At 74.1% G+C, this 21,717-nt stretch carries 27 protein-coding genes; 11 read left to right on the top strand and 16 right to left on the bottom strand.

What is annotated here, in order from left to right; genetic code table 11:
- Positions 1 to 11: 11 nt before the first annotated feature.
- The 3 genes from tatB to tatC are packed head-to-tail and all read left to right on the top strand — an operon-like array spanning position 12 to position 1,325.
- A complete protein-coding gene (tatB, locus tag ACLQ14_RS02645) occupies positions 12 to 302 on the top strand; it encodes a Sec-independent protein translocase protein TatB (protein WP_425809590.1) in 291 nt (96 codons plus the stop codon).
- Positions 292 to 534 (top strand): twin-arginine translocase TatA/TatE family subunit, encoded by a 243-nt coding sequence (gene tatA / locus ACLQ14_RS02640; RefSeq protein WP_425809588.1) that lies wholly within the window; start codon positions 292 to 294, stop codon positions 532 to 534. Before tatB ends, tatA begins: the two co-directional genes overlap by 11 nt.
- Positions 531 to 1,325, top strand: coding sequence for a twin-arginine translocase subunit TatC (gene tatC, locus ACLQ14_RS02635; protein WP_425809586.1), 795 nt, complete (start codon positions 531 to 533; stop codon positions 1,323 to 1,325). Before tatA ends, tatC begins: the two co-directional genes overlap by 4 nt.
- On the opposite strand, the gene ACLQ14_RS02630 is transcribed toward tatC, so the two are convergent.
- Entirely contained in the window at positions 1,299 to 2,204 is a 906-nt protein-coding gene (locus tag ACLQ14_RS02630) for a DUF308 domain-containing protein (protein ID WP_425809584.1), read from the bottom strand. The two genes, tatC and ACLQ14_RS02630, sit on opposite strands and share 27 nt — an antisense overlap.
- 122 nt (positions 2,205 to 2,326) lie before the next feature.
- Here ACLQ14_RS02630 and ACLQ14_RS02625 point away from each other — a divergent pair, with 122 nt between their 5' ends.
- Positions 2,327 to 4,912, top strand: coding sequence for a lysylphosphatidylglycerol synthase domain-containing protein (locus tag ACLQ14_RS02625; protein WP_425809582.1), 2,586 nt, complete (start codon positions 2,327 to 2,329; stop codon positions 4,910 to 4,912).
- Here ACLQ14_RS02625 and ACLQ14_RS02620 read toward each other — a convergent pair.
- On the bottom strand, positions 4,878 to 5,675 hold the full coding sequence (locus ACLQ14_RS02620; protein ID WP_425809580.1) for an alpha/beta fold hydrolase: 798 nt from the start codon (positions 5,673 to 5,675) through the stop codon (positions 4,878 to 4,880). The two genes, ACLQ14_RS02625 and ACLQ14_RS02620, sit on opposite strands and share 35 nt — an antisense overlap.
- Positions 5,676 to 5,728: 53 nt before the next feature.
- On the opposite strand from ACLQ14_RS02620, the gene ACLQ14_RS02615 reads away from it, so the two are divergent.
- Positions 5,729 to 6,193, top strand: coding sequence for a MarR family winged helix-turn-helix transcriptional regulator (locus tag ACLQ14_RS02615; RefSeq protein WP_425809578.1), 465 nt, complete (start codon positions 5,729 to 5,731; stop codon positions 6,191 to 6,193).
- Between the two features lie 10 nt (positions 6,194 to 6,203).
- Here the strand turns inward: ACLQ14_RS02615 and ACLQ14_RS02610 are convergent, their stop codons facing one another.
- Positions 6,204 to 6,674: a MarR family winged helix-turn-helix transcriptional regulator gene (locus ACLQ14_RS02610; protein WP_425809576.1), complete on the bottom strand. Its 471-nt coding sequence runs from the start codon at positions 6,672 to 6,674 to the stop codon at positions 6,204 to 6,206.
- A gap of 68 nt (positions 6,675 to 6,742) precedes the next feature.
- Here ACLQ14_RS02610 and ACLQ14_RS02605 point away from each other — a divergent pair, with 68 nt between their 5' ends.
- Entirely contained in the window at positions 6,743 to 7,645 is a 903-nt protein-coding gene (locus ACLQ14_RS02605) for an alpha/beta hydrolase (protein WP_425809574.1), read from the top strand.
- Positions 7,646 to 7,668: 23 nt separating this feature from the next.
- Here ACLQ14_RS02605 and ACLQ14_RS02600 read toward each other — a convergent pair whose 3' ends face one another.
- The 4 genes from ACLQ14_RS02600 to ACLQ14_RS02585 all read right to left on the bottom strand — a co-directional run bounded on the left by ACLQ14_RS02600 (position 7,669) and on the right by ACLQ14_RS02585 (position 9,903).
- On the bottom strand, positions 7,669 to 8,634 hold the full coding sequence (locus ACLQ14_RS02600; RefSeq protein WP_425809572.1) for an NAD-dependent epimerase/dehydratase family protein: 966 nt from the start codon (positions 8,632 to 8,634) through the stop codon (positions 7,669 to 7,671).
- 34 nt (positions 8,635 to 8,668) lie between these two features.
- A complete protein-coding gene (crcB, locus tag ACLQ14_RS02595; protein ID WP_425809570.1) occupies positions 8,669 to 9,052 on the bottom strand; it encodes a fluoride efflux transporter CrcB in 384 nt (127 codons plus the stop codon).
- Positions 9,049 to 9,519, bottom strand: a complete 471-nt coding sequence (locus ACLQ14_RS02590; RefSeq protein ID WP_425809568.1) for a fluoride efflux transporter FluC — start codon at positions 9,517 to 9,519, stop codon at positions 9,049 to 9,051. Before ACLQ14_RS02590 ends, crcB begins: the two co-directional genes overlap by 4 nt.
- Positions 9,520 to 9,621: 102 nt before the next feature.
- Positions 9,622 to 9,903 carry an HU family DNA-binding protein gene (locus ACLQ14_RS02585; RefSeq protein WP_425809566.1) on the bottom strand — a complete coding sequence of 94 codons (282 nt, stop codon included), beginning with the start codon at positions 9,901 to 9,903 and terminating at the stop codon, positions 9,622 to 9,624.
- A gap of 189 nt (positions 9,904 to 10,092) precedes the next feature.
- On the opposite strand from ACLQ14_RS02585, the gene ACLQ14_RS02580 reads away from it, so the two are divergent.
- Genes ACLQ14_RS02580 through ACLQ14_RS02570 form a run of 3 tightly spaced genes read left to right on the top strand, consistent with a single transcriptional unit; the run spans position 10,093 to position 12,774 of the window.
- On the top strand, positions 10,093 to 11,046 hold the full coding sequence (locus ACLQ14_RS02580; RefSeq protein WP_425809564.1) for a metal ABC transporter solute-binding protein, Zn/Mn family: 954 nt from the start codon (positions 10,093 to 10,095) through the stop codon (positions 11,044 to 11,046).
- Positions 11,033 to 11,872: a metal ABC transporter ATP-binding protein gene (locus ACLQ14_RS02575; protein ID WP_425809562.1), complete on the top strand. Its 840-nt coding sequence runs from the start codon at positions 11,033 to 11,035 to the stop codon at positions 11,870 to 11,872. Before ACLQ14_RS02580 ends, ACLQ14_RS02575 begins: the two co-directional genes overlap by 14 nt.
- A gap of 2 nt (positions 11,873 to 11,874) precedes the next feature.
- The gene (locus ACLQ14_RS02570; protein WP_425809560.1) at positions 11,875 to 12,774 is read left to right on the top strand and encodes a metal ABC transporter permease; all 900 of its coding nucleotides are present in this window, start codon (positions 11,875 to 11,877) and stop codon (positions 12,772 to 12,774) included.
- A 77-nt stretch (positions 12,775 to 12,851) separates the two neighbouring features.
- Here ACLQ14_RS02570 and ACLQ14_RS02565 read toward each other — a convergent pair whose 3' ends face one another.
- The 9 genes from ACLQ14_RS02565 to ACLQ14_RS02525 all read right to left on the bottom strand — a co-directional run bounded on the left by ACLQ14_RS02565 (position 12,852) and on the right by ACLQ14_RS02525 (position 19,355).
- Positions 12,852 to 12,974 (bottom strand): ribosomal protein bL36, encoded by a 123-nt coding sequence (locus ACLQ14_RS02565; RefSeq protein WP_425809558.1) that lies wholly within the window; start codon positions 12,972 to 12,974, stop codon positions 12,852 to 12,854.
- Positions 12,975 to 13,038: 64 nt separating this feature from the next.
- Positions 13,039 to 13,344: a 30S ribosomal protein S14 gene (gene rpsN / locus ACLQ14_RS02560; RefSeq protein WP_425809556.1), complete on the bottom strand. Its 306-nt coding sequence runs from the start codon at positions 13,342 to 13,344 to the stop codon at positions 13,039 to 13,041.
- Positions 13,344 to 13,514 carry a 50S ribosomal protein L33 gene (rpmG, locus tag ACLQ14_RS02555; RefSeq protein WP_386799537.1) on the bottom strand — a complete coding sequence of 57 codons (171 nt, stop codon included), beginning with the start codon at positions 13,512 to 13,514 and terminating at the stop codon, positions 13,344 to 13,346. Before rpmG ends, rpsN begins: the two co-directional genes overlap by 1 nt.
- Before the next feature lie 116 nt (positions 13,515 to 13,630).
- Positions 13,631 to 13,906, bottom strand: coding sequence for a type B 50S ribosomal protein L31 (locus tag ACLQ14_RS02550; protein WP_425809553.1), 276 nt, complete (start codon positions 13,904 to 13,906; stop codon positions 13,631 to 13,633).
- Between the two features lie 93 nt (positions 13,907 to 13,999).
- A complete protein-coding gene (locus ACLQ14_RS02545) occupies positions 14,000 to 15,190 on the bottom strand; it encodes a MalY/PatB family protein (protein ID WP_425809551.1) in 1,191 nt (396 codons plus the stop codon).
- Positions 15,191 to 15,284: 94 nt separating this feature from the next.
- Positions 15,285 to 15,983, bottom strand: a complete 699-nt coding sequence (locus ACLQ14_RS02540; protein WP_425809549.1) for a hypothetical protein — start codon at positions 15,981 to 15,983, stop codon at positions 15,285 to 15,287.
- A gap of 114 nt (positions 15,984 to 16,097) precedes the next feature.
- Positions 16,098 to 16,928, bottom strand: a complete 831-nt coding sequence (locus ACLQ14_RS02535) for an alpha/beta fold hydrolase (RefSeq protein WP_425809547.1) — start codon at positions 16,926 to 16,928, stop codon at positions 16,098 to 16,100.
- 228 nt (positions 16,929 to 17,156) lie between these two features.
- Positions 17,157 to 18,182, bottom strand: coding sequence for a hypothetical protein (locus tag ACLQ14_RS02530; protein WP_425809545.1), 1,026 nt, complete (start codon positions 18,180 to 18,182; stop codon positions 17,157 to 17,159).
- Between the two features lie 183 nt (positions 18,183 to 18,365).
- Entirely contained in the window at positions 18,366 to 19,355 is a 990-nt protein-coding gene (locus ACLQ14_RS02525; RefSeq protein WP_425809543.1) for a magnesium transporter CorA family protein, read from the bottom strand.
- Between the two features lie 73 nt (positions 19,356 to 19,428).
- Between ACLQ14_RS02525 and ACLQ14_RS02520 the strand changes: the two genes are divergently transcribed.
- The gene (locus ACLQ14_RS02520; RefSeq protein WP_425809541.1) at positions 19,429 to 19,785 is read left to right on the top strand and encodes a TraR/DksA family transcriptional regulator; all 357 of its coding nucleotides are present in this window, start codon (positions 19,429 to 19,431) and stop codon (positions 19,783 to 19,785) included.
- Between the two features lie 434 nt (positions 19,786 to 20,219).
- Positions 20,220 to 21,701, top strand: coding sequence for a dicarboxylate/amino acid:cation symporter (locus ACLQ14_RS02515; protein ID WP_425809539.1), 1,482 nt, complete (start codon positions 20,220 to 20,222; stop codon positions 21,699 to 21,701).
- Positions 21,702 to 21,717 lie beyond the last annotated feature (16 nt).

The raw sequence follows: 21,717 nt of genomic DNA, 5'->3' as shown, positions 1-21,717 counted from the left end.
GGCCGACCGCCGTGGCTGACGTCAACGGCGGCGAGCTGCTCGTGATCCTCGTCGTCGCGATCGTCGTGATCGGCCCCACCCGCCTGCCCCGGTACGCGGAGGAGGCCGGCCGCTGGGTGCGCCGCGCGCGCGACGTCGCCCGCGGGCTCCGGGCCCGGGTCGACGACGAGCTCGGCGCCGACGGCGTCGACTGGTCCGCGCTCGACCCTCGCCAGTACGACCCGCGACGCGTCGTGCGCGACGCGCTCGCCGCCCCCACCGACCCGCACCACCCCGAGCAAGGAGACTCCCATGCTGCGTAACCTCACCGCCTGGCACCTGATCATCGTCGTCGGCGTGCTCGTGCTGCTGTTCGGCGCGAACAAGCTGCCCGAGCTCGCCAAGGGCGTCGGGTCCTCGCTCAAGATCTTCAAGAACGAGGTCAAGGAGCTCACCGAGGGCGACGGCGCCGGTGCCACCGCCGCGGCGGGGACCCTCGCCCCGGCCGAGAGCGTCGCCGCGCCCACGGCCGAGCGCGCCGCCCTGCCCGAATGAGCCGGACGCGCGGCGACGGCCGGGCGCCGCTGCGCGAGCACCTGCGCGAGCTGCGCCGGCGCGCCGTGCTCGCGGCCGCCGGGACGCTCGCCGCCGCGGTCGCGGGCTGGTGGCTGTACGCGCCGGTGTTCGACGCCGTGCAGGCGCCGGTCCTCGCCGCCGGCGAGCGCCGCGGCTCCGACACGGCGCTGAACTTCTCCGGCCTGGCGTCGGCGTTCGACCTGCACCTCAAGGGCGCGCTGTTCCTCGGCGTGCTCCTCGCCTGCCCCTGGTGGCTCTACCAGCTGTGGGCCTTCGTGACCCCCGGCCTCACGGGCCGCGAGCGCCGCTGGGCCGTGGGGTTCCTGGGCGCCGCCGTCCCCCTGTTCGCCGGCGGGGTGGCGCTGGCCTGGTGGGCGCTGCCCAACGCGGTGCGCATGCTCACCGCGTTCACGCCCGACGGCGCCGCCAACTTCATCGACGCGCAGTCGTACCTGTCGTTCGTGATGCGGCTGGCCCTCGCGTTCGGGATCGCGTTCGTGCTGCCGGTGCTGATGGCGGGTCTGGGCCTCGCCGGCGTCGTCCGCGGGTCGACGTGGCTCGGGGGCTGGCGGTGGGCCGTGATCGCGAACTTCGTCTTCGCCGCCGTCATGACGCCGACGCCCGACGCGGTCACGATGCTCGCCGTCGCCGTCCCGATGTGCGCGCTGTACTTCGCGGCCGTCGCCGTGTGCCTGGCGCACGACCGCCGTCTCGACGCGCGGCGGGCAGCGCTGCTCGGCGCGTCAGGTGACCGGTCGATCGGGTCCTGACGGGGGCGGGGCCGGCGCGTCCGGCTCCGTCGGCGGCTCGGGGCTCGCACGGTCCGGGGTGGGCTCGGGAGCGGTGGTCCGGGGCGCCTGAGCCGCCTCGGGAGGCTCGGGGTCCGAGGCCGGAACCCGCTCGGGCTCCGGCGCCGGGCGGGCGGCCCCGCCCTCCCCGACGCCGCCGAGGACGAGCCGCGCGGGCGCGGGCGCCCCGCCCTGCGCCGTGAGCTGCGCGCGGAGGGAGCGGAGCTCGAGCGCGAGCGTGCGCGTCGCGAACCCGGTCACCACGTAGATCGCGCCCGCGACCCACGCGAAGAAGGCGAACACCAGCGACGTCGTCTGCTGGATGGCGTCGTCGGACCCGGGGCGCAGCACCAGCAGCACCCCGAACAGGAACGCGACCACACCCGACGTGAGCGTCCACGACCACTCCAGGTCGCGCGACCGGGCGAGCACCCCCGCCGTGACCAGCAGCGTCACGCCCAGCGCGATCACCCAGGCGGCCAGGACGTAGTACAGGGCCTTCGCGGTCAGGTCGGGCCAGGCGAGGACCACCAGGCCGAGGACGACGTCGACCGCGGACTGCGTGAGCCACACCTGCCAGCTCGACTGGTTCCGGTGCCACAGGGCGGCCAGCGCGGCGACGACGCCGTCGACGATCATGAACGCGCCGAGCACCCAGCGCATGGTCGCGAGGTCGCTGCGCACGGGGTCGATGAGCAGCAGGAGCCCGAGCACCAGCAGCAGGACCCCGCGGACGATCGCCAAGAGCCACACCCGCCGGAACTCGGGCGGGGTCCGGGGGGCCGCGCCGCTCCCCCCGTCGCGCGCGGCCCCGTCGCGCGCGACGTCGCGCTGCGAGCCGGCGGGCGTCGTCGCTGTCATGCCCGCCACGCTACCGAGGGCCGCGGCCGCTCGCCCGACGACGCCGCGCTCCCGGGACCCGCGCGAGACACGGCCCGCGCCGGTCCCGGGCGGGAACACACCTGCGACCTAGACTCGGGCTCATGCCCGGCCCCGCGCGCGACGACGAGGTGGTGCGCGTCGTCGACACGCCCGCCATGCGCGTGCGTCACCCGAGCGACGCGGTCGGTGTGGTGCTGTCGGCGCTGGGGATCGTCGTCGTGCTGCTGCTCGCGGTGTACGCGCACGGGACGACCGAGGGCGTCGCGCAGGACGTGCACGGCTTCTCGAGCCTGCTCGCCCGGATCCTCGTGGTGCCTGTCGCGGTGCTCGAGGGTCTGGTCACGGTGTTCGTGCCGGTCGCCGTGCTCGCGGAGCTGGCGATCCGGCGCCTGGGCCGGCAGATGCTCGAGTCGCTGGCCGCGGGGATCGCCGGTCTGCTCCTCGCCGTGGCAGCGGCGGCCGCGATCCGCGCCTGGGGCTCGGACGACATGGTGTCCGGGCTGAGCGTCTGGGTCGGCAGCACGTACGGCATCGTGCTGCCCGGCTACGTCGCGGGCATCGCGGCGCTGCTCACCGTCGCGGGCCCCCGCTCGCGACGGCGCACCGTGAAGTGGTCGTGGAACCTGCTGTGGGTGGCGCTGTCCGTCGTCTTCGTGACGGCCCAGATCACGCTGCCGGGCGCCGTCATCGTCCTGCTCCTCGGGCGCATGGCCGGCCAGGGCGTCCGCTACCTGTCGGGGGTGCGCAGCGAGCGTGCGTACGGGCCCGACCTCGTCGACGGCGTCCGGAAGGCGGGCTTCGCCCCCACGTACCTGGTGCGGGTGCGCGACGTGGCCGACGCCCAGGGGGTCCTGAGCGGCCAGCAGGTCGCGAGCGTGGCGGACGGCCACGTGACCGGCGAGGTCGACGTCGCCGACCTGCGCACCGGCGAGCACCCGTCCGTCTCGCCGTCCCTGCGGCACCCTGCCGAGGCGATCGTCGCGACGTGGGACCCGGCGGCGGTCGCGCTGACGCGCGCCGGCGACAACCGCGTGTACGCGCTGTTCACCTCGGACGGCGTGCGGCGGGACGTCGTCGTGCTCGACGGCGACCGCCAGGTCGTCGGCCTCCTCACCCGGCTGTGGCGCTCGCTGCGCCTGCGGGGGCTCGAGACGCGTGCGGCCATCTCGCTGCGCGCTGCGGCCGAGCGGTCGGCGCTGCTGAGCTACGCGGCGGCGTCGGCCGGGGTCAGGACCCCGCGCCTGCTCGGCATCGCCGAGTCCGCGGACTCGATGCTCCTCGTCCAGGAGCACGTCGACGGGATCGTGTCGCTGCGCGACGTCGACCACGACCTGCTCGACGACGCCGTCCTGAACGACGCCTGGACGGAGCTGCGGTACGCCCACGACGCCGGCCTGACGCACCGCGCTCTCACGTCCGACGTCGTCCTGGTGGGAGCCAGCCCGGGGGGTGACGGCAGCCCCCGCGTGTGGCTCACGGGGTGGGAGTCCGGCGAGGTGGCGTCGCCCGAGCTCGCGAGGCGCCTCGACCTGGCCCAGATGCTCGCGCTGCTGGCGCTCGCCGTGGGGCCGCGCCGCGCCGTCGAGTCCGCGGCGCGTGCGCTCAGCGCCGCCGACCTCGAGTCCGTCGGGCCGATCCTCCAGTCGATCGCGCTGCCGGCGTCGACCCGCGAGGAGGTCCGCAGCGACAAGGAGATCCTCAAGCAGCTGCGCGCGGAGATCGTCGACCGGATGCCCGAGGCCGACCTCGAGCCGGAGAACATCACCCGGTTCTCGGTCCGGACGATCCTCACCCTCACCCTGACGATCGTCGCGGTCGCGGTCATCATCACGACGATCAACGCCGACGAGATCACGTCCGCGATCGCCGACGCGAACCCCTGGTGGGCCGTCGCGACGTTCGCCCTGGGCATCCTGACGTGGATCGGGGCGGCGCTCACCCTGATCGCGTTCTCGCCGGTCAAGCTGCCGTGGCTGCGCACGTTCCTCACGCAGATCGCCGGCTCCTTCGTGGCGCTCGCCGCGCCCGCCGGCATCGGCCCCGCCGCGCTCAACCTGCGCCTGCTCACCAGGCGGGGCGTGTCGACGTCGCTCGCGCTCGCGACCGTCGCCCTCGTCCAGCTCACCCAGTTCGCGGTGACCGTCGGGATCCTGCTCGTGCTGTCCCTCGCGAGCCCCAACGGCGGCGGCCTGATCGCGCTCCCCTCCACCACGGTGATGATCGCGATCGGCGGGCTCGCGGCGCTCGCCGCGTCGAGCCTGCTGGTGCCCGCGGTGCGGCGGTGGATCGTCAAGCGCATCGGCCCGACCCTGTCCCAGGTCTGGCCGCGCCTGTCGCAGATGCTGAGCCAGCCGAGCCGGCTCGCGCTCGGCGTCGGCGGCAACGTGCTCCTGTCGATGGGGTACGTGCTCGCGTTCGACGCTGCGCTCGCTGCGTTCGGGCAGGACCTCAACCTCGTCGACGTCGCCGTCATCTACCTCGTCGGCAACGCGGCGGGCTCCGCCGTCCCGACGCCGGGCGGCATCGGCGCCATCGAGGCCGCCCTGATCCTCGGGCTCACGACGGCGGGGGTGTCGGCGCCGATCGCGACGTCCGTCGTCGTGCTGTTCCGCGTCGCGACGTACTGGGCGCGGATCCCGATCGGCTGGGTCGTCATGCGCTGGCTGCAGCGGCAGGGCGACCTGTAGCACCCGGTCCCCCCGCGAGGGCGAACCTGGCGACGACGTCGGCCAGGTCGTCGGGCGTCTCGAGCTGAGGCAGGTGGCCGGTGCGCGGCAGCAGCTCGAACCGCGCGCCCGGCACCGCTTCGGCGAGCGCCTGGCCGTAGTCGGGGTCGGCGATGCGATCGTCCTCGCCCCAGACGACGAGCGTCGGGACGGCGATCCCGCCGAGCCGCGGGAGCAGCGTCGGGTCCGTCATGCCGTCGCCCGCGTAGACGGCGAGGGCGGAACGGTTCGCGGCGAGGACGGCGCGCGCCTCGGCCGGGAGCGCGTCGGGGTCGATCCGGAACCGCTCGGGGTCGTGGTAGCTGAGCCGCGCGAGCTCCGGGAAGGTGAGCGAGAAGAAGTCGGCGACGGGGTGCCGGGGCACGTCCACGCCGACCGAGTCGACCAGCACGAGCCGTCCGACGCGCGGCGACCCGAGGAGCCCGAGCTCCTGCGCGACCCACCCGCCGATGGAGTTCCCGACGACCGTGACGTCGTCGAGCCCGAGCTCGTCGAGCAGCCGTGCGTACAGGCTGGCGAGCTGCGGGACGGTCCGGACGCCACCCGGCCGCTCGGTGCCCGCGAAGCCGGGGTGGGTCGGGGTAAGGACCCGTGCGCCGAGCCGCTCGGCCAGGCGGGGCGCGAACGGGGCGACCGAGGCGGGGCCGCCGCCGCCGTGCAGGAGGAGGACGGGCACGCCGGCGCCGACGTCGGACAGGGTCATAGGCGTGGTGTCGATGAGCATGGCGTCGACGCTAGATCAGCATATTTAGATAAGCAACCTGATACGCTGCCTCCATGGCAGACCGCACCGCGTACTCGGCCGGCACGCTCGGGCTCGCGATCAAGCGCCTCCAGGTGCGCCACCAGCGCGCGCTCGAGTCCCGGCTCGCACCGCTCGGGCTCACGCTCGCGCAGTGGGACGCGCTGCGGCACCTGCACGCCCACCCGGACGCCTCGCTGCACGACCTCGCGGTGCTCACGTTCCAGACCGACCAGTCGATGGGCACCCTCGCCACGCGCATGGTCGCGCGCGGGCTGGTCGAGCGCGTCACCGGCCCGGGTCGCGCCGTCCGGCACCGGATCACGCCGACGGGCGAGCGCCTGCGCGTCGACGTGCAACGGGAGGTCGACGACGTGCTGGCGACGTCGCTCGCAGCGCTCGACGACGCCGACCGGGCACGTCTCGGCGCGCTGCTCGCTCAGCTTCTCGGCCCGGACATGCCGTCCCCGATCCGGTCACACCCCTCCGCTGAGGCGTAGCGCAGCCCGGTCAGCCGACCGGAAGCCCCACCCGCGCCCCCTCGAGCGACCCTCTCAGCCGCGCCAGCACGGACGCCACCGCGGCGACGTCGTCGGGCGCGAGGACGCCGTCGAGCAGCTCGCCCAGGCGCGCGTCGAACGTGCGCCGCGCCTCGGTGACGAGCACGGCGCCGCTCGCCGTGAGCTCGATCAGCGACGAGCGCCGGTCGTCCGGGTTCGGCACCCGGCGCACCCAGCCCCGCGCCTCGGACCGGTCCACCATCTTGCTCACGGCGCCGACGCCGGCCGCGAAGTACGCGGCGAGATCGGCGACACGTGAGGCGGGCCGGTCGGCGAGCCGGTGCAGCAGCTCGTACTGGGCCGTCGTGAGGCCGTGCTCCGCGCGCAGCCGCTCGCCGACCGCGTTGTAGAGGCGCGTCTCGCAGCGGACGAGGTCGTCGAAGAGCGCAAGCCGGGAGCCTCTTGCCGGGATGGATGCCACGGCATAGAGTCTACATCTCCATGCCACGGCATCTACTTCCAGGACATCCACATCGCTGAGGAGGCACCATGAGCAGGCAGCAACGACGGACGCTCGACGAGACGCTCCACCGGTCCGCACACCCCGATGGCCCCGCGTCGATCGAGGCGCTCCGGGCCGGGTTCGCCGCCCTCATGGGCACGTTCGCCATCCCCGACGACGTCCGCCGGGAGCCCGCGGCGCTCGCGGGCCGGCCCGCCGTCGTCGTCGAGCCGGAGGGCGACGCCGCACCCGGGACGATCCTCTACTTCCACGGCGGGTCGTTCGCGCTCGGCTCCCCCGACACCGCGATGCCCCTGACGGCGCAGCTCGTGCGGCGCACGGGAGTGCGCGCGATCTCGCTCGACTACCGCCTCGCGCCCGAGCACCCGTTCCCGGCCGCGATCGAGGACGGCGTCGCCGCCTACCGAGCCCTGCTCGCCGATGGCGTCTCGCCCGGTTCGGTCGTGCTCGCGGGCGACTCCGCGGGCGGCGGCCTCGCGGTCACCACCACCCTGGCGGCCAGGGACGCCGGGCTCCCCGTCCCGGTGGGGATCGTCGCGTTCTCGCCGGGCCTCGACCACACGCGCTCCGGGGCGTCCATGACGACGAAGGAGGGCGTCGACCCCTTCTTCACGCAGGCGGGCATGGAGCGGACGGGCGCCCTCTACCTCGGTGGTCAGGACGCGGCGACGCCCCTCGCGGCGCCCGCGGTCCTCGCCGACCTCACGGGCTTCCCGCCGATCCTGCTGCAGGTCGGCACCAACGAGCTCCTGCTCGACGACGCCGTCCGCCTCGCCGACCGCGCCCGGGACGCCGGCGTGGACGTCGTCCTCGACGTCACGGCCGACGTGCCGCACGTCTTCCAGGCGTACACGGACGCGCTCGACGAGGCGGGCGACGCCCTCGACCGGGCCGCCCTGTTCGTCAGGCAGCGTCTGCAGGCCCGCTGACGCTCCCCCGATCGGGGCGCGGGTCAGCGACCGAGCGAGCGCAGCAGCCCGGCCTCCTCGTCGGCGGCGAGCCCCGCGCGACGCGGCCGGTCGACGCCGCGCGACCGCTCGTCGTCGAGCGTGCGGACGACGGTCTCCGCGAGGGGCCGGGCCACCCCGCCGGCCGCACGGAACGCCGCGCCGCTGCGCTGTGCGAGCGCCACCTGGGACGCCGGGAGCCAGAGGGGAAGCGACCGCGGCCCCGCCCAGTAGCCCACGTCCTGGGCGACCAGCCAGTCGTCGTCGGCCCGCACGAGCTCGCCGTCGAAACCCACGGCGGCCGCGACGCCCGCGAGGAACGCGTCCCACGGCACCGCCTCGCCGACCGCGTCGACGGTCCCCGTCAGCCCGCGCGAGCCGGCCTCGACCACCCAGCCCGCGAGGTCGCCGACGTCGATCGCCTGCACGTGCCCGCCGGCGTTCACCGGCGCGAGCACCCGTCCCCCGCGGCTCAGGCGGGCCGGCCAGTACCCGAAGCGGTCACTCAGGTCGCCGGGCCCCACGATCAGCCCCGGGCGCACCACGAGCAGGCGGTCGCCGACCGCGGCGGCCGTGGCCCGCTCGGCCGCGACCTTGGCCTGCCCGTAGTCGGCGAGGCCGTCGGGCTCGACGACGTCGGCCGACTCGTCCGCGCCAGGCACGTCGTGGCGGCGGTAGACCGAGACCGTCGAGACGAGGGTCCAGTGGCGGGCGCGGTCCGCGAGGGCCTCGAGCGCGGGCCCGACGAGGCCCGGCGCGTACGAGAGCTCGACGACCTCGTCCCACTCCCCCTCGAGCGCGTCGTAGGCGCCGGGCCCGGTCCGGTCGGCCGCCACCAGCCGCGCCCCGGCGGGCACCGCACCCGAGCGTCCACGCGCCACGCACACGGCCTCGGCGCCGGCCGCCACGGCCCGCGCGGCGATCTCGCGGCCGAGCCAGCCCGTCCCGCCCAGCACCAGCACCCTTCTCATGGCCCGAGTCAACCAGGCCGGGCGGACCCGGCGCTCACCAGACCAGCGCCGCCAGCCCCACGCCGAGCGCGGCGGCCCCGACGCACACGACGAGGGTGCCGAGACCGCTGCCGACGGCCCGCCCCACCTCGCCGGCCTGGACGAGCCGGACGGTCTCGACCATCGCCGTCGAGAACGTGGTGTACCCGCCGCAGAAGCCCGTCGCGAGCAGCAGGTAGCCGTCGGCGTCGAGCGGCCCGTACGCGAGCGCGCCCGCGAGCACGCCGATCACCAACGACCCGCTCACGTTGATGAGGAACGTCGCGACGGGGAAGGCGTGCGTCCAGCGACCCTTGACCGCGCCGTCGACGACGAAGCGGGTCGCCGCGCCGACGCCACCCAGCACGCACACCAGCACCCAGGCGAGCGCCCCGCTCACGGCCAGGGCTCCGGGGCGTCGGGGTCGCGGGGCAGGAGCACGACGAGGCGCCGGTGGTGGCGCGCCGAGAGTGCCACGCCGGCGAGGCAGACCGCGAAGCCGACGACGACGCTCCCCAGCCCGTACGCGAGCGCGAGCCCGACCCGGCCGCCCTGCAGCAGGCGCTCGACCTCGAGCGCGAGGCTGGAGAAGGTGGTGAAGCCGCCCATGAACCCGGTGCCGACGCCGAGCCGCAGCAGCCGGCGGCCGCGCGTCTCGCGCCCCGCGCGGACGAGGAGCTCGAGCAGGACGCCGAGCAGGAACGCGCCCGCGAGGTTGGCGGCGAGCGTGGCGACGGGCAGCCCGTGCTCGGGCAGGAGGATCTTCGTGAGCCCGTAGCGCGCGCAGGTCCCGAGCCCACCGCCCAGCGCGACCACGAGCAGCAGCAGCGGGTCGAGGTGGTGGGGGCGGCGTCGGACGTCGGGCATGGCACTCCCCTCGGGCGCCGTCACTCTACCGGCGGCCGCGCGGCCCGCCGGAGACGACGCGAGGGGCCGCACGCGGACGTGCGGCCCCTCGAGTGGTGGGTCTCAGGCGGAGACGGCCTTCTTCAGCAGGCTGCCGGCCGAGAGCTTCACGCCGAAGCCGGCGGGGATGGCGATCTCCTCGCCGGTGCGCGGGTTGCGCCCGGTGCGGGCGGCGCGCTCGACGCGCTCGACCGAGAGCAGGCCCGTGAGCTTGACGGCCTCGCCCTTGCCGAGCGACTCGATCAGCACCTCCTGGAAGGCGTTGAGTGCGTCCTCGGCCTGCGCCTTGGTGAGCTCGGACTTCTCCGCGATGGCCGAGACGAGCTCGGACTTGTTGAGCGACATGCCATTCCCTTCATCGTGTGGACTGCGCCGACGGCGGCCAACGGGCCCTCGTCAGCTCTGCGGCCCGTCCGGGACCGCCGGACGTCGGCCCAACTCTAGGGAATCCGCGGCACTGATGCGCACTCGACAGGCCGGGACGTGCGTCACGCGGTTTGCTTCCCGAGAAGGATTCTCATTATGGTTAGGCGTATGAGCAGCCGCGCCACCCCCTCCCGACGCCGCCGACGCACCCGTGCGGCCACCGGCGCGCTCGCCGCGGCCACCCTGCTGACCCTCGCCGCGTGCTCCTCCTCGGGCGACACCGACGCCGCCGCGGAGACCGGCGACTGCCCCACCGCGCCGGTCGACGTGGTCGTCAGCGTCGACCAGTGGGGAGACCTCGTCAGCAGGCTCGGCGGCGACTGCACGCACGTGACCACGGTCATCGCGAGCTCGTCCGTCGACCCCCACGACTACGAGCCGACCCCCGCGGACGCCGGGAAGTTCGTCAAGGCGGACCTCGTCGTCGTGAACGGCGCCGACTACGACCCCTGGGCGTCCAAGCTCGCCGCCAGCGCCGCCAAGGGCGCGGCCGTCCTCGACGCGGGCCAGGTCGTCGGCGCGGCCGACGGCGCCAACCCGCACCTCTGGTACTCGCCGGACGACGTCGCGCGGGTGTCCGACGCCGTCACGCGGGAGCTCGAGACCCTCTCCCCCGACGCGAAGGACTACCTCGAGCAGCAGCGCGCCGCCCTGACGAAGGACCTCGCGCCGTACACGGACCTCGTCGCGAAGCTCAAGACCGAGGCGGCCGGCAGGACGTACGGCGCGACCGAGGGGGTGTTCGACTACATGGCGCAGGCCGTCGGGCTCGTGGACAAGACGCCCGCGGGGTTCGCGCGGGCCGCCGCCAACGAGTCCGACCCGTCGCCCGCGGACCTCAAGGCCTTCCAGGACGCGCTCGCCGGCCACGAGATCGACGTCCTGATCGACAACACGCAGACCGAGGGGTCGATCCCCGAGCAGGTCCGCCACACCGCCGAGCAGGCAGGCGTGCCGGTCGTCGAGGTCACGGAGACGGTGGCGCCGGGCGCGTCGTCGTTCGAGGATTGGCAGGTGTCCCAGCTCACCGAGCTCGCGAAGGCCCTCGGTGTCGACGCCTGAGCCCGCGGCCCCGGCGCCCGCGCCCGCCGGGACCGCGCCCGACGCCTCCCCCACGCCCGCGGCGCTCGTCTTCGACGACGTGAGCGTCGTGCGGGGCGGCCGGCTCGTCTGGTCCGAGGGCACGTTCGAGATCCCCGCCGGCTCCGTCACCGCGATCATCGGCTCCAACGGCTCCGGCAAGACGACGATGCTCAAGGTGATCCTCGGGCTCGTCCCGACGTCGTCGGGCCGGGTCGAGGTGCTCGGCCACACGCCCGGGAACGGCGGCCCGTCCGGCCGAGCGGACATCGGCTACGTCCCGCAGGACTACACGTCCACTGCGGGCGAGGCGATCCGTGCCCGCGACGCCGTGCTGCTGGGCCTCACCGGGACGCGCTGGGCGTTCTCGCGGACCACCCCGGAGCAGCGCGCCCAGGTCGACGAGGCGCTCGCCGCCGTCGACGCGACCGGCTTCGCGAACCGGCGCGTGTCCCAGCTCTCGGGCGGCCAGCGGCAGCGCGTGGCCATCGCGCAGGCCATCGTGTCCAAGCCGCGGCTGGTCGTCCTCGACGAGCCCCTCGCCGCCCTCGACCTGCGCAACCAGCGCGAGATCGTCGACCTGCTCGGGCGCCTCAACCACGACCTCGGCGTCACCATCCTCGTCGTCGCGCACGACCTCAACCCGCTGCTGTCCGTGCTCGACGGCGCCGTCTACCTCCTCGACGGGCACGCCCACCACGCGCCGCTCTCGGGGGTCGTCGACGAGGACCTGCTGAGCCACCTGTACGGGACGCGCATCGAGGTCGTGCGCACCCCGCAGGGCGAGATGTTCATGAGGAGCGTGTGATCGTGCGGACCGTCGACCTCGTGACCTACCAGGACAACTGGTGGGAGATCCTCACCTCGGACTTCATGCGCAACGCGCTGCTCGGCGGGACGATCGTGGCGCTCGCCGCGGGCCTCATCGGCTACTTCGTGATCGTCCGCAACACGGCGTTCGCCGCGCACGCGCTGGCGCACATCGGCCTGCCGGGCGCGACGGGGGCCGTGCTGGTGGGCATCCCGGTGAGCCTCGGGCTCGGGATCTTCGCCGTCGGGGGTGCGCTCGTCATCGGCGCGCTCGGCAAGAAGGCGGCCGACCGGGAGGTCGCGACCGGGACGGTCCTCGCCCTCGCGACCGGGCTGGGGCTGTACTTCAACTCGCTCGCGACCAAGTCGTCGTCGACCATGACGAACGTCCTGTTCGGGAACCTCCTCGCGATCACCAACGAGCAGCTCGTCGTGTTCGCGATCATGCTGGCGGCGCTCGCGGCCGCCGTCGGGCTCATCTACCGGCCGCTGCTGTTCGCGTCGGTCGACTCGGACGTCGCCGAGGCGCGCGGCGTGCCCGTGCGGACGCTGTCCGTCGTGTTCATGGCGCTGCTCGGCCTCGTCGTGACGATGGCCGTGCAGGTCGTCGGGACGCTGCTGCTGTTCGCCCTCGTCGTGACGCCGGCCGCGACCGGCATCCAGCTCACGCCCCGGCCGCGGCGCGCGATGGCCGTCTCGGCCGGGATCTCGCTCGTCTCGGTGTGGGCGGGCCTCGCGTTCTCGGCGATGCTCAACCTGCCGCCGAGCTTCGTCGTCGTCACGATCGCGTGCCTGGTGTGGTTCGCCGTCTGGCTGACGGCGCGCGTCTCGCACCGGGCGGGCGGAGCGATCGTCGGAGCCCCCGCCCACGTCAGCGACGAGCACCCCGTCCGCGCCTGACCGCCCACCCGTGAAACAGACCGGCCGCCCGCCTACCTCGGAGGTAGACGGGCGGCCGGTCGACGTCGGCGGCGGGCTCAGCCCTGCCGCCCCTTCCAGCGGGGGTTCCGCTTGTTGATCACGGTCGCGCGGCCGCGGCGCCGGACGACGACGGAGCCGTCACGCGCCTTGAGCGAGCGGAGCGATGCACGGACCTTCACGGGGTGCTCCTGTCCTGCCGGCCGAGCCGGCGGTCGAACGTGGTGGATGCGCCGGCGAACCCGGTCACCAGCTGGACTTCGTGACGCCCGGCAGCTCGCCGCGGTGCGCCATCTGGCGCAGGCGGATCCGGCTGAGCCCGAACGCTCCGACGTAGCCGCGGGGGCGGCCGTCGACGACGTCCCGGTTGCGCAGCCGGGTGCGGCTCGCGTCGCGCGGCTGCCTCTGCAGCTCGACGACGGCGGCGTGCCTGGCCTCCGGCGTCGCGTCCGGCGAGGCCACGAGGTCCTTGAGCGCGGCCCGGCGGTCGGCGTACCGCTCCACGACGACGCGGCGCTGCTCGTCGCGTGCGATCTTCGAGGTCTTCGCCATCAACGCTCCTCGCGGAAGTCGACGTGCTCGCGGACGACGGGGTCGAACTTGCGCAGCACGAGCCGGTCGGGGTCGTTGCGGCGGTTCTTGGTGGTGACGTAGGTGAACCCGGTGCCTGCCGTCGAGCGGAGCTTGACGACGGGTCGCAGGTCGGCGTGCTTGGTGGCCACGGGGCACTCCCTGTGCTGGTGTCGGACGGCCCTCACGCTTCTTGAGAGCCGTTCCTGATAACACCAGGACGGGCCGACCGATTCCCGGTCGACCCGTCCTCGAGGGACCCGCGGCGTCAGCTCTTGCGGCCGTACCGGCGGTTGAACTTCTCGACGCGACCGGCGGTGTCGACGACGCGCGCCGTACCCGTGTAGAACGGGTGGCTCGCGGACGAGATCTCGACGTCGATCACGGGGTACGTGTTGCCGTCGGTCCACTCGACGGTCTTCTCCGGGCGCCCCGGCCCGCCGGTGTTGTCGGCGGAGAGCGTCGACCGCGTCAGGAACGAGAAGTCCGCGGACGCGTCGCGGAACACGACCCAGCCGTAGTCGGGGTGGATGTCGTTCTTCATGCTCGGCTCCTTCACGCTGACCTCGGACGCTCCTTCGAGCGTCCCCCTCACGAACCGTCGTGGCAACCCCGGAATTCCCGGACCGGCCCGCCGTCAGACGACCGACGCCATCCGCGCCACCGCCTCCGTGAGGATCGCGGTCGACGTCGCCAGGTTGAGCCGCACGTGCCCGGCGCCGCCCGCGCCGAACGTCGGGCCGGGGTTGAGAGCGACGCGCCCGCGGTCGAGGAACGCCCGGGACGGGTCGTCGCCGAGCCCCAGGTCGCGGCAGTCCAGCCACGCCAGGTAGGTCGCGTGGGCACGGCGGTAGCGGACCTGCGGCAGGCGGTCCGCGAGCAGCTCGGCGAGGAGCGCGCGGTTGGTGTCGAGGCCCGTGAGCACGTCGTCCAGCCACCCGCGGCCCGTCTCGAGCGCCGCGGTCTGGGCGATGACGCCCACGTGGTTGACGCCGTCGAGCACGTGCCCCGGGACGCGCGCCAGGTCGGCGGCGGCGCCCGGGCCCGCGACCAGCAGCGCCGCGCGCAGTCCCGCGAGGTTCCACGCCTTCGACGGCGAGACGAGAGCGAGCGCCCGGTCCCCGCCCGGTACCTGCAGGACGGAGGTGAACGGCGGGACGTCGTCGACGCCCGGCCGCCCGCTGAGCGGGGCATGGATCTCGTCCGACACGACGCGGACGCCGTGCCGGTCTGCGAGCGCGACGAGCCGCTCGAGCTCCTCCCTGGTGTGTGCGACGCCGGTCGGGTTGTGCGGGTTGGCCAGCAGATAGGCGGCGGCCCGGCCACCGGCGCGGGCGACGGCGAACGCCCGGTCGAGAGCGCCGCCGTCGTCCAGGTCGAGGCGGCCCTCCGACGTGAGCGGCGCGTCGAGCACGCGACGCCCCGAGCCCGGGACGAACTGGTAGAACGGCGGGTACACCGGCGGGCTCACGACGACGACGTCCCCGGGCTCCGTGAGCACGCTCACCGCCTGCACGACGCCCGTCATGACGTCGGCCACGGTCATGGTGAGCGACGGGTCGACGTCCCAGCCCCAGCGGTCGGCCGCGTACGACGCCCACGCCTCCGCGTACCGGTAGCCGTGGTCGTAGCCCGTGTCGCCGTCGCGCAGCGCCCGCGACACCGCGTCCACCACGCCCGGGGCCGGGACGACGTCCATCTCGGCGACCCAGAGCGGCAGCACGTCGGGGGCGTACTCGCGCCACTTGACGCTCGTGCGCGTCCGGAGCTGGTCGAGCGTGAGGGTGTTGAGCGGGTCGGGCGGCGTCGTCGTCGAGGGTGTCGTCACAGCACGAGGCTAGCGACGTGCGGAACGGGCGCGCCCCGCGGGGCGCGCCCGTTCGACCGGGAGGGTGGGTGCGGCGTCGGCCGCGCGGACGGAGTCAGACCGCCTCGGCCGGCACCGCACGCACGACGTCGCTCCAGACGTCCGGCGCGAGCGTCCGCGGCTCGTCGCCGTCGACCTCGGCCCAGGCGCGGCACCGTGTGATGGTCTCGTCGAGCAGGCGGCGCAGCCGCGCGTCGACGTCGGGGGTCGCCGACTCCGCGATGGCCAGCACCGCGGACCCGACGATGCTCGGTGCCGCGTCGCGCACGAACCGCGCGGGCTTGGCGATCGAGCCGCGGCAGAACTCCTCGGCCCAGGCGGTCGTCGTCGGGACCTCCGCGAGCGCCGACTGCGCCCCGAGGGACCGCGTCCCCGGTTCGCGGGCGTCGAGGTCGTCGAGGATCCGCTCGCACGCGATGATCGCGACAGCAAGAGTGCGCTGCCGGTACTCGGGGGCGTCGGGGAGCGCCGCGACGGCGGCGTCGAGCGCGATCTGGATGTCCCAGTGCGCGTCGTCGCTGTTCACGCCGATCACCGACGGGATCAGCGGCGCGAGCTGGGGCCGGCCGGCGTCGGAGGTCAGGTCGTTCACCGCGCGCGCCAGCATCGCGAGCAGCGGATGGGTGCAGGCGGGATGGTCGGACCACTTCTCGCCCGCCAGGTACGACGCGAGCTCCATGAAGCAGGCGCCCTTGCGCGGGTTGCGGTGCTTGCCACGTCCCAGCATCGGCAGGACGTCGTACGCGGTAGCCATGAGGGCCACCCCCTCGGGTCGGTCAGCACGGTTCAGAGCCAACACCCGGCGCACGGGGCGCCGGTGGTTCCAGTGTCGCGCGCGTCACACGCCGCCGCAACGGGCGGGAGGAGTTCATGCCCAGGCGGACTGGTCCCAGTGGTCCAGCACGAGCTTGGTGGTCTCGTGGGGACGCTCGAGCGGGGCCAGACGGAACACCGACTCGAGCACGTCGCTGCGCGCGTTCGGCATCGACGCCGCCACCGCCGCCGCGTCGTCGGCGGTGAAGGTCTCGTCGTCGCCGCCGGCGACCACGAGCGTCGGGACGGTGATCCGGGCGAGCACGCCGCTCAGGTCCTCGGGGTGGAGCAGCGCGTTGCTGACGGTCCGGGCCATGCCGGTCCGGCCGGCGCCGAGGAACGCCCGGCTCACGAGGATCGCGGCCTCGACGTCCGTCCGGCGCGCACGCTCGCCCAGCACCGTCCTCATGGCGGCCTCGGTGACCGGGGCCACCGGGCCCAGCAGGCGGTACGGGACGAGCAGCGAGGCCGTGACCCTCCGCCAGGCGGCGGACAGACGGAAGGGAGGCGCGCTGAACGTCGTCAGCGACCGGAGCCGCTCGCCGTACGCCGCCGCGAACGCGAGGCCCACCCGGCCTCCCCACGCGACACCCAGCCAGTCGACGACCGAGAGCCCGAGCGCGTCCATCACGTCCAGCGCGGCCGCCGCGCAGTCGTGGATGCCGAAGCGACGCGGCGGGCAGGCGCTCCGCCCGTGCCCCGGCGCGTCCACCATGACGAGCGTCCGGCGCCCCGCGAGGTCGTCCTCGACCCGGGTCCAGGACGACGAGTCCACGAGGAGGCTGTGCCACAGGAGGGCCGGCGGACCGCTGCCGACGACCCGCACGCTCAGGTCGCCGACGCATGTCGCCACGCGCGTCGTGGTGTCCTGCCGAGCATCGGTCACGTCGAGCACCCAGTCGTCCGCGGTCCACGGCCACCGCGCGTCCGGCGCACGGCTCCGTCCTACGCAGAGGGGAGCCGACCCAGGGGGGATCGTGACGCGGGTCCGGAGCGTTTCACCCGCCGACCCGCCGCCCGAGGACGTCACCCGCGCTAGTCCGTCCGCGAGGTAGCGCCTTGAGCCCGAGATAGCGCTGAATCCGTGCTATCTGAGGCGAAAGGCGCTACCTCGCTACATCGGTGCGCCCCTCCTCCAGCCGCGGGAGCGGAGCGCCGCCACGATCCGCGCGACCAGCCTGGCGGGATCGAGCAGGTCCTGCAGGCTCACGCGGATGAGCAGCCACCCCGCCTCGACGAGCGCGTCGTGGCGGCGCTTCTCGTCCAGGAGCACCTGCCTCGGGTCCCCGTACCGGCCGGAGTACTTCTCGAGCCCGTCCACCTCTATCCCGACCTTGAGCTCTGGCCACCCGAGGTCCACCCAGTAACGTCCCGACCAGGTCTGTTGCTCGATGGCGAGCTCCGGCGTCGGCAGCCCCGCGTCGACGACGACCCACCGGGTCACGCTCTCGATCGGCGACTCGGACCGCGGGTCGGCCGCCGCCACGACCCGTCGCGCGCGCCGCACGCCACGACCGCCGGACGCTTCTGCGAGCACTGCCTCGACGACGTCGCGGTCGGCGCCGAGGCGGAGTCCGGCGTCGGCGACCACGAGCCCCGCGTCCGGCGGGCAGCTCCGCGCGCAGTCAACGATCGTGCGTTCGAGGCTCGTCACGGGGACGAGGAGCCCCGTGCCGTCGTCGACCCACGCCGTCCTCTGCCGCTCGGGCAGGTCCGTCCAGTGCCGGGTCGTCGATCCCGCACGTGCGCCGTCGACGTGCTGGGTCCGGAGGTGCGTCAGATGGACCTGACCCGACAGACGCCACGTCCACAGACCCCAGAGCAGCGCGGCGGTGTCGTGGCTGAACCAGAACTCGACCCGCAGCTTCTCGAGCGCCGCGCGCGCGCCGAGCAGCACCTCCTCCTTGCGGCGCCGGGCAGGGCCTTCCGCCGTCACCGGGGGCGCGTAGACGCCCGCTCGGACCCGGATCAGGGACCCGTCCGCCAGCGAGCGCTCGTGCTCGGCCCGGCGCTCGGGGTCGAACCGGCTGATGTGGGGCAGCGCGGGCCTCTCGAGCGGCACGCCCTGGCCCAGGCGGGCGGGATGAACGACGGGCTGATTCGACGGCGTCGACGCGGACGCCCGGGCGATCGTGAGCATCGCGTCATCGTCCGCTCCCGCCCGCCCGGCGGCGCGGGGTCAGCGCGTGCCTGTGCACCGCGCGGGTCGTCCACAGGCCCGACGTCGGCCCCCGCCCTCCGCGAGGTAGCGCCTTTCGCCCGAGGTAGCGCGGAGTACGTGCTGTCTCGAGCGAAAGGCGCTACCTCGCGGAGAATGGGGGCCTCAGAGCCAGTCCTTGCGCTTGAACTGCGCGTAGAGGACGACAGCGACGACGACGATCAGCCCGACACTCAGGGAGACGCCCCACGGGCGGCCGAAGCCCGGGAACGGGACGTTCTGGCCGAAGAATCCCGTGATCGCGGTGGGCACCGCGATGATCGCCGCCCAGGCCGTCAGCTGCTTCATGACCTGGTTCATCCGGTTGTCGGCGAGCGCCATCGTCGTCTCGTGGACCGAGGCGATGAGGTCCCGCAGCGAGTCGCTCCAGTCGGTGGCGCGGAGCACGTGGTCGTACAGGTCCTCGAAGTACGGGACCAGCTCGCCGCTGTCGTCGGGCTCGATCGCGCGCCGCGTCACCGTGTTGACGACCTCGCGCATCGGGAGCACGACGCGCCGGACCCGCGCGAGGTCCTTGCGGGCCCGGAACGTCCGCTCCTGCAGGCGGCGCCCGCTCGTGGGCGACTCCTCGAACAGGGCGTCCTCGAGCGCCTCGACCTCGTCGTCGATGCCTTGCAGCGTCTCGAAGTACTGGTCGACCAGGACGTCGAGGAGGCCGTAGACGAGAGCCCTCGGCCCGTAGCGCAGCAGCGCGGCGTTCTCGTCCCAGCGCTGCAGGACGGGGCCGATGTCGAACCCGTCGTCGAGCCGGACGGTCACGACCGCGTGCTTGGTCGTGAACACGGAGACTCGCGTCATGACGACCTCCCCGGTCCCGGGGTCGCGACGCAGGGCGTCGGTCGTCACGAACGTGTGCGTCGGGTACCGCGCGGCCTTGGGCCGCTCGTTGCGGCCGCGCGCGTCCTCGACGGCGTGCGGGTCGAGGCGCAGCTCCTCCGCGAGGCCCGCGAGGATCTCGTCGTCCGGGGCGCAGACGTCGGCCCACACGAGGCAGTCCCCGGAGTCCACGTAGTCGGAGATCTGGTCGAAGGGGAAGTCCTCGGCGACGACCGTGCCGTCTCGCCAGGCGCGGGTCCGGACGGCGCTCGTGGTCATCCCCGTAGTCTGCCGCGACGACCGGGGCGGGCCGAGCCGCACCGCCGACGGCGCACCGGGGCACACTCGAGGGATGGACGACACGCAGGTGCGGGAGCGCCTCGACGAGCTCCGGCGCGAGGCGACCGGGCGTCTCGCGGCGCTCGAGGAGCAGCTCGACGACATCGCGGTCGCCCGGCGGGACGCGAACTCCGACGACGAGCACGACCCCGAGGGCTCGACGCTCGCCTTCGACCGCGCCCAGGCCGCCGTGCTCGCCGCGGACGCGCGCCGTCAGCTCGACGAGGTCGACGCGGCGTCGGCCCGGCTCGACGACGGCACGTACGGGCGTTGCGAGCGCTGCGGGCGCCCGATCCCGGACGCCCGGCTGACGGCTCGCCCGACGGCGCGGCTGTGCGTGGACTGCCAGGCCGCGGTCGAGCGACGCTGATATCTCGGCGGGCGACGGCGGGGCGGGCCTCAAAGTTCGGAACGTTTCGTCTCACTTCACGGGATCTTTGTCCGTGTGATGGACCTGCTGTTACGCTCGCTCCTCGTACCGACCGGTACTGCCTTCACTCCTCAGGAGAGACCCCGTGCTCCAGCGCCTGTTCACCGCGCGCCGCGACGTCGACTTCCGACGCGTCGCCAGCGCGCTGTGTCGCTGAACAGGTAGCGCTCCCCGCGAGCACCCGCCGCCGGCACCGACGCCGGCCGCACCGAGCGGCCCCCGCTCACCCGACCCCCGCCTGACCCCCGTTCGTCGCGTGCACCCACGCGGCCGACGTCGTGCGCCGGTCGATCCCCTGCAGCACCCCGCACCTCCGTGCGCGTGCGCTCGCGCACCCGCAGAAACACTCCGCGACCACCAGACAAGGAACCCCTGTGTCCACGCCTTCCTCCGTCGCCCGGCCCGACGCCGCCGCGACACCCGACGCCCCCAAGCGCCGCCTGCGCTGGCCGTCGTTCAGCGTCCAGATCGTCGCGGGCCTCGTCCTCGGCCTCCTCCTGGGCTGGGTCGCCCGGTCCATGGGCGAGGTCGGCCCGGCCGACGCCCAGACGCCGAACTGGCTCACCACGACCCTCGGCACCATCGGCTCGGACTTCGTGACCCTGCTCAAGGCCGTGGTCCCGCCGCTCGTCTTCCTCGCGATCGTCGTGTCCATCGCGAACCTCAAGGGCGTCGCCAACGCGGCCCGCCTCGCCTGGAAGACGCTGCTGTGGTTCGCGATCACGTCGCTGATCGCCGTGGCCATCGGCATCGGGATGGGCCTGATCTTCCAGCCCGGCAAGCACACCTCGCTCGACATCAGCCAGGGCGCGGCGCCCAGCCACACCGGCACCTGGATCGACTTCCTCACCGGCCTGATCCCTGGCAACTTCCTCGGCCTCGGCGCCTCGACGCAGATCACCGACGGCGCCGCGGACACCGCGGTCAGCTTCAACGTCCTGCAGATCGTCGTCATCGCGATCGTCGTCGGGATCGCCGCCTACAAGTCCGGCAAGAAGGCCGACCCGTTCATCGCGTTCAGCCGGTCCGCGCTCGCGATCGTCCAGAAGGTGCTGTGGTGGATCATCCGCCTCGCGCCGCTCGGCACGCTGGGCCTCATCGGCAACGCCGTCGCCTCGTACGGCTGGGACCTGCTCTCCCCGCTGGCCCGCTTCGCGATCGCGATCTACGTGGGCCTCGCGCTCGTGCTGTTCGTCGTCTACCCCGTGATCCTGCGCAGCAACGGCCTCAAGGTCTCGAGCTACTTCCGCGGAGCCTGGCCCGCGATCCAGCTCGCGTTCGTGTCGCGGTCCTCGATCGGCACCCTGCCCGTGACCGAGCGGGTCACCGAGCGCAACCTCGGCGTGCCGCGCGAGTACGCGTCGTTCGCCGTGCCGCTCGGCGCGACCACGAAGATGGACGGCTGCGCCTCGATCTACCCGGCGGTCGCCGCGATCTTCATCGCGCAGCTCTTCGGCATCCACCTGTCGATCACGGACTACATCCTCATCGCGTTCGTCTCCGTGGTCGGGTCCGCCGCGACGGCCGGCCTCACGGGCGCGCTCGTCATGCTGACCCTCACGGTCTCGACGCTGGGCCTCCCGCTCGCGGGCGTCGGGCTGCTGCTGGCGATCGACCCGATCCTCGACATGGGCCGCACCGCGACCAACGTCGCGGGCCAGGTGCTCGTGCCGGTGATCGTCGCCAAGCGCGAGGGCATCCTCGACACCGAGCAGTACGACGCGGCCACCGCCGACGACCTGTTCACCGACGACGACGAGGGCCCCACGGGGTCCGAGGTGTCGCCTGCTGACGGGCCGGCCACCGGCGCCGAGGCGACCCAGGACGAAGGCGAGCTGGTGGGCTCCGCCCGCTGACGTCGTCGGACGTCCG

Origin of the sequence: Luteimicrobium sp. DT211 (assembly GCF_049844995.1) — a bacterium.
In the GTDB taxonomy this organism is placed as follows: Bacteria; Actinomycetota; Actinomycetes; order Actinomycetales; family Cellulomonadaceae; genus Luteimicrobium.
The sequence above is the reverse complement of the archived record's forward strand: the minus strand, read 5'-3'. Positions and strand labels throughout refer to the sequence as shown.

What these genes read in the sequence shown, in the direction of transcription:
- ACLQ14_RS02550 (WP_425809553.1), bottom strand. Translation starts at nt 13,906, where the DNA reads ATGAAGAACGACATCCACCCCGACTACGGCTGGGTCGTGTTCCGCGAC.
- rpsN (WP_425809556.1), bottom strand. Translation starts at nt 13,344, where the DNA reads ATGGCGAAGACCTCGAAGATCGCACGCGACGAGCAGCGCCGCGTCGTC.
- ACLQ14_RS02630 (WP_425809584.1), bottom strand. Translation starts at nt 2,204, where the DNA reads ATGACAGCGACGACGCCCGCCGGCTCGCAGCGCGACGTCGCGCGCGAC.
- ACLQ14_RS02600 (WP_425809572.1), bottom strand. Translation starts at nt 8,634, where the DNA reads ATGAGAAGGGTGCTGGTGCTGGGCGGGACGGGCTGGCTCGGCCGCGAG.
- tatC (WP_425809586.1), top strand. Translation starts at nt 531, where the DNA reads ATGAGCCGGACGCGCGGCGACGGCCGGGCGCCGCTGCGCGAGCACCTG.
- ACLQ14_RS02620 (WP_425809580.1), bottom strand. Translation starts at nt 5,675, where the DNA reads ATGCTCATCGACACCACGCCTATGACCCTGTCCGACGTCGGCGCCGGC.
- ACLQ14_RS02590 (WP_425809568.1), bottom strand. Translation starts at nt 9,519, where the DNA reads ATGCCCGACGTCCGACGCCGCCCCCACCACCTCGACCCGCTGCTGCTG.
- ACLQ14_RS02530 (WP_425809545.1), bottom strand. Translation starts at nt 18,182, where the DNA reads ATGCTCACGATCGCCCGGGCGTCCGCGTCGACGCCGTCGAATCAGCCC.
- ACLQ14_RS02540 (WP_425809549.1), bottom strand. Translation starts at nt 15,983, where the DNA reads ATGGCTACCGCGTACGACGTCCTGCCGATGCTGGGACGTGGCAAGCAC.
- ACLQ14_RS02520 (WP_425809541.1), top strand. Translation starts at nt 19,429, where the DNA reads ATGGACGACACGCAGGTGCGGGAGCGCCTCGACGAGCTCCGGCGCGAG.
- ACLQ14_RS02625 (WP_425809582.1), top strand. Translation starts at nt 2,327, where the DNA reads ATGCCCGGCCCCGCGCGCGACGACGAGGTGGTGCGCGTCGTCGACACG.
- tatA (WP_425809588.1), top strand. Translation starts at nt 292, where the DNA reads ATGCTGCGTAACCTCACCGCCTGGCACCTGATCATCGTCGTCGGCGTG.
- ACLQ14_RS02585 (WP_425809566.1), bottom strand. Translation starts at nt 9,903, where the DNA reads ATGTCGCTCAACAAGTCCGAGCTCGTCTCGGCCATCGCGGAGAAGTCC.
- ACLQ14_RS02525 (WP_425809543.1), bottom strand. Translation starts at nt 19,355, where the DNA reads ATGACCACGAGCGCCGTCCGGACCCGCGCCTGGCGAGACGGCACGGTC.
- ACLQ14_RS02605 (WP_425809574.1), top strand. Translation starts at nt 6,743, where the DNA reads ATGAGCAGGCAGCAACGACGGACGCTCGACGAGACGCTCCACCGGTCC.
- ACLQ14_RS02615 (WP_425809578.1), top strand. Translation starts at nt 5,729, where the DNA reads ATGGCAGACCGCACCGCGTACTCGGCCGGCACGCTCGGGCTCGCGATC.
- ACLQ14_RS02580 (WP_425809564.1), top strand. Translation starts at nt 10,093, where the DNA reads ATGAGCAGCCGCGCCACCCCCTCCCGACGCCGCCGACGCACCCGTGCG.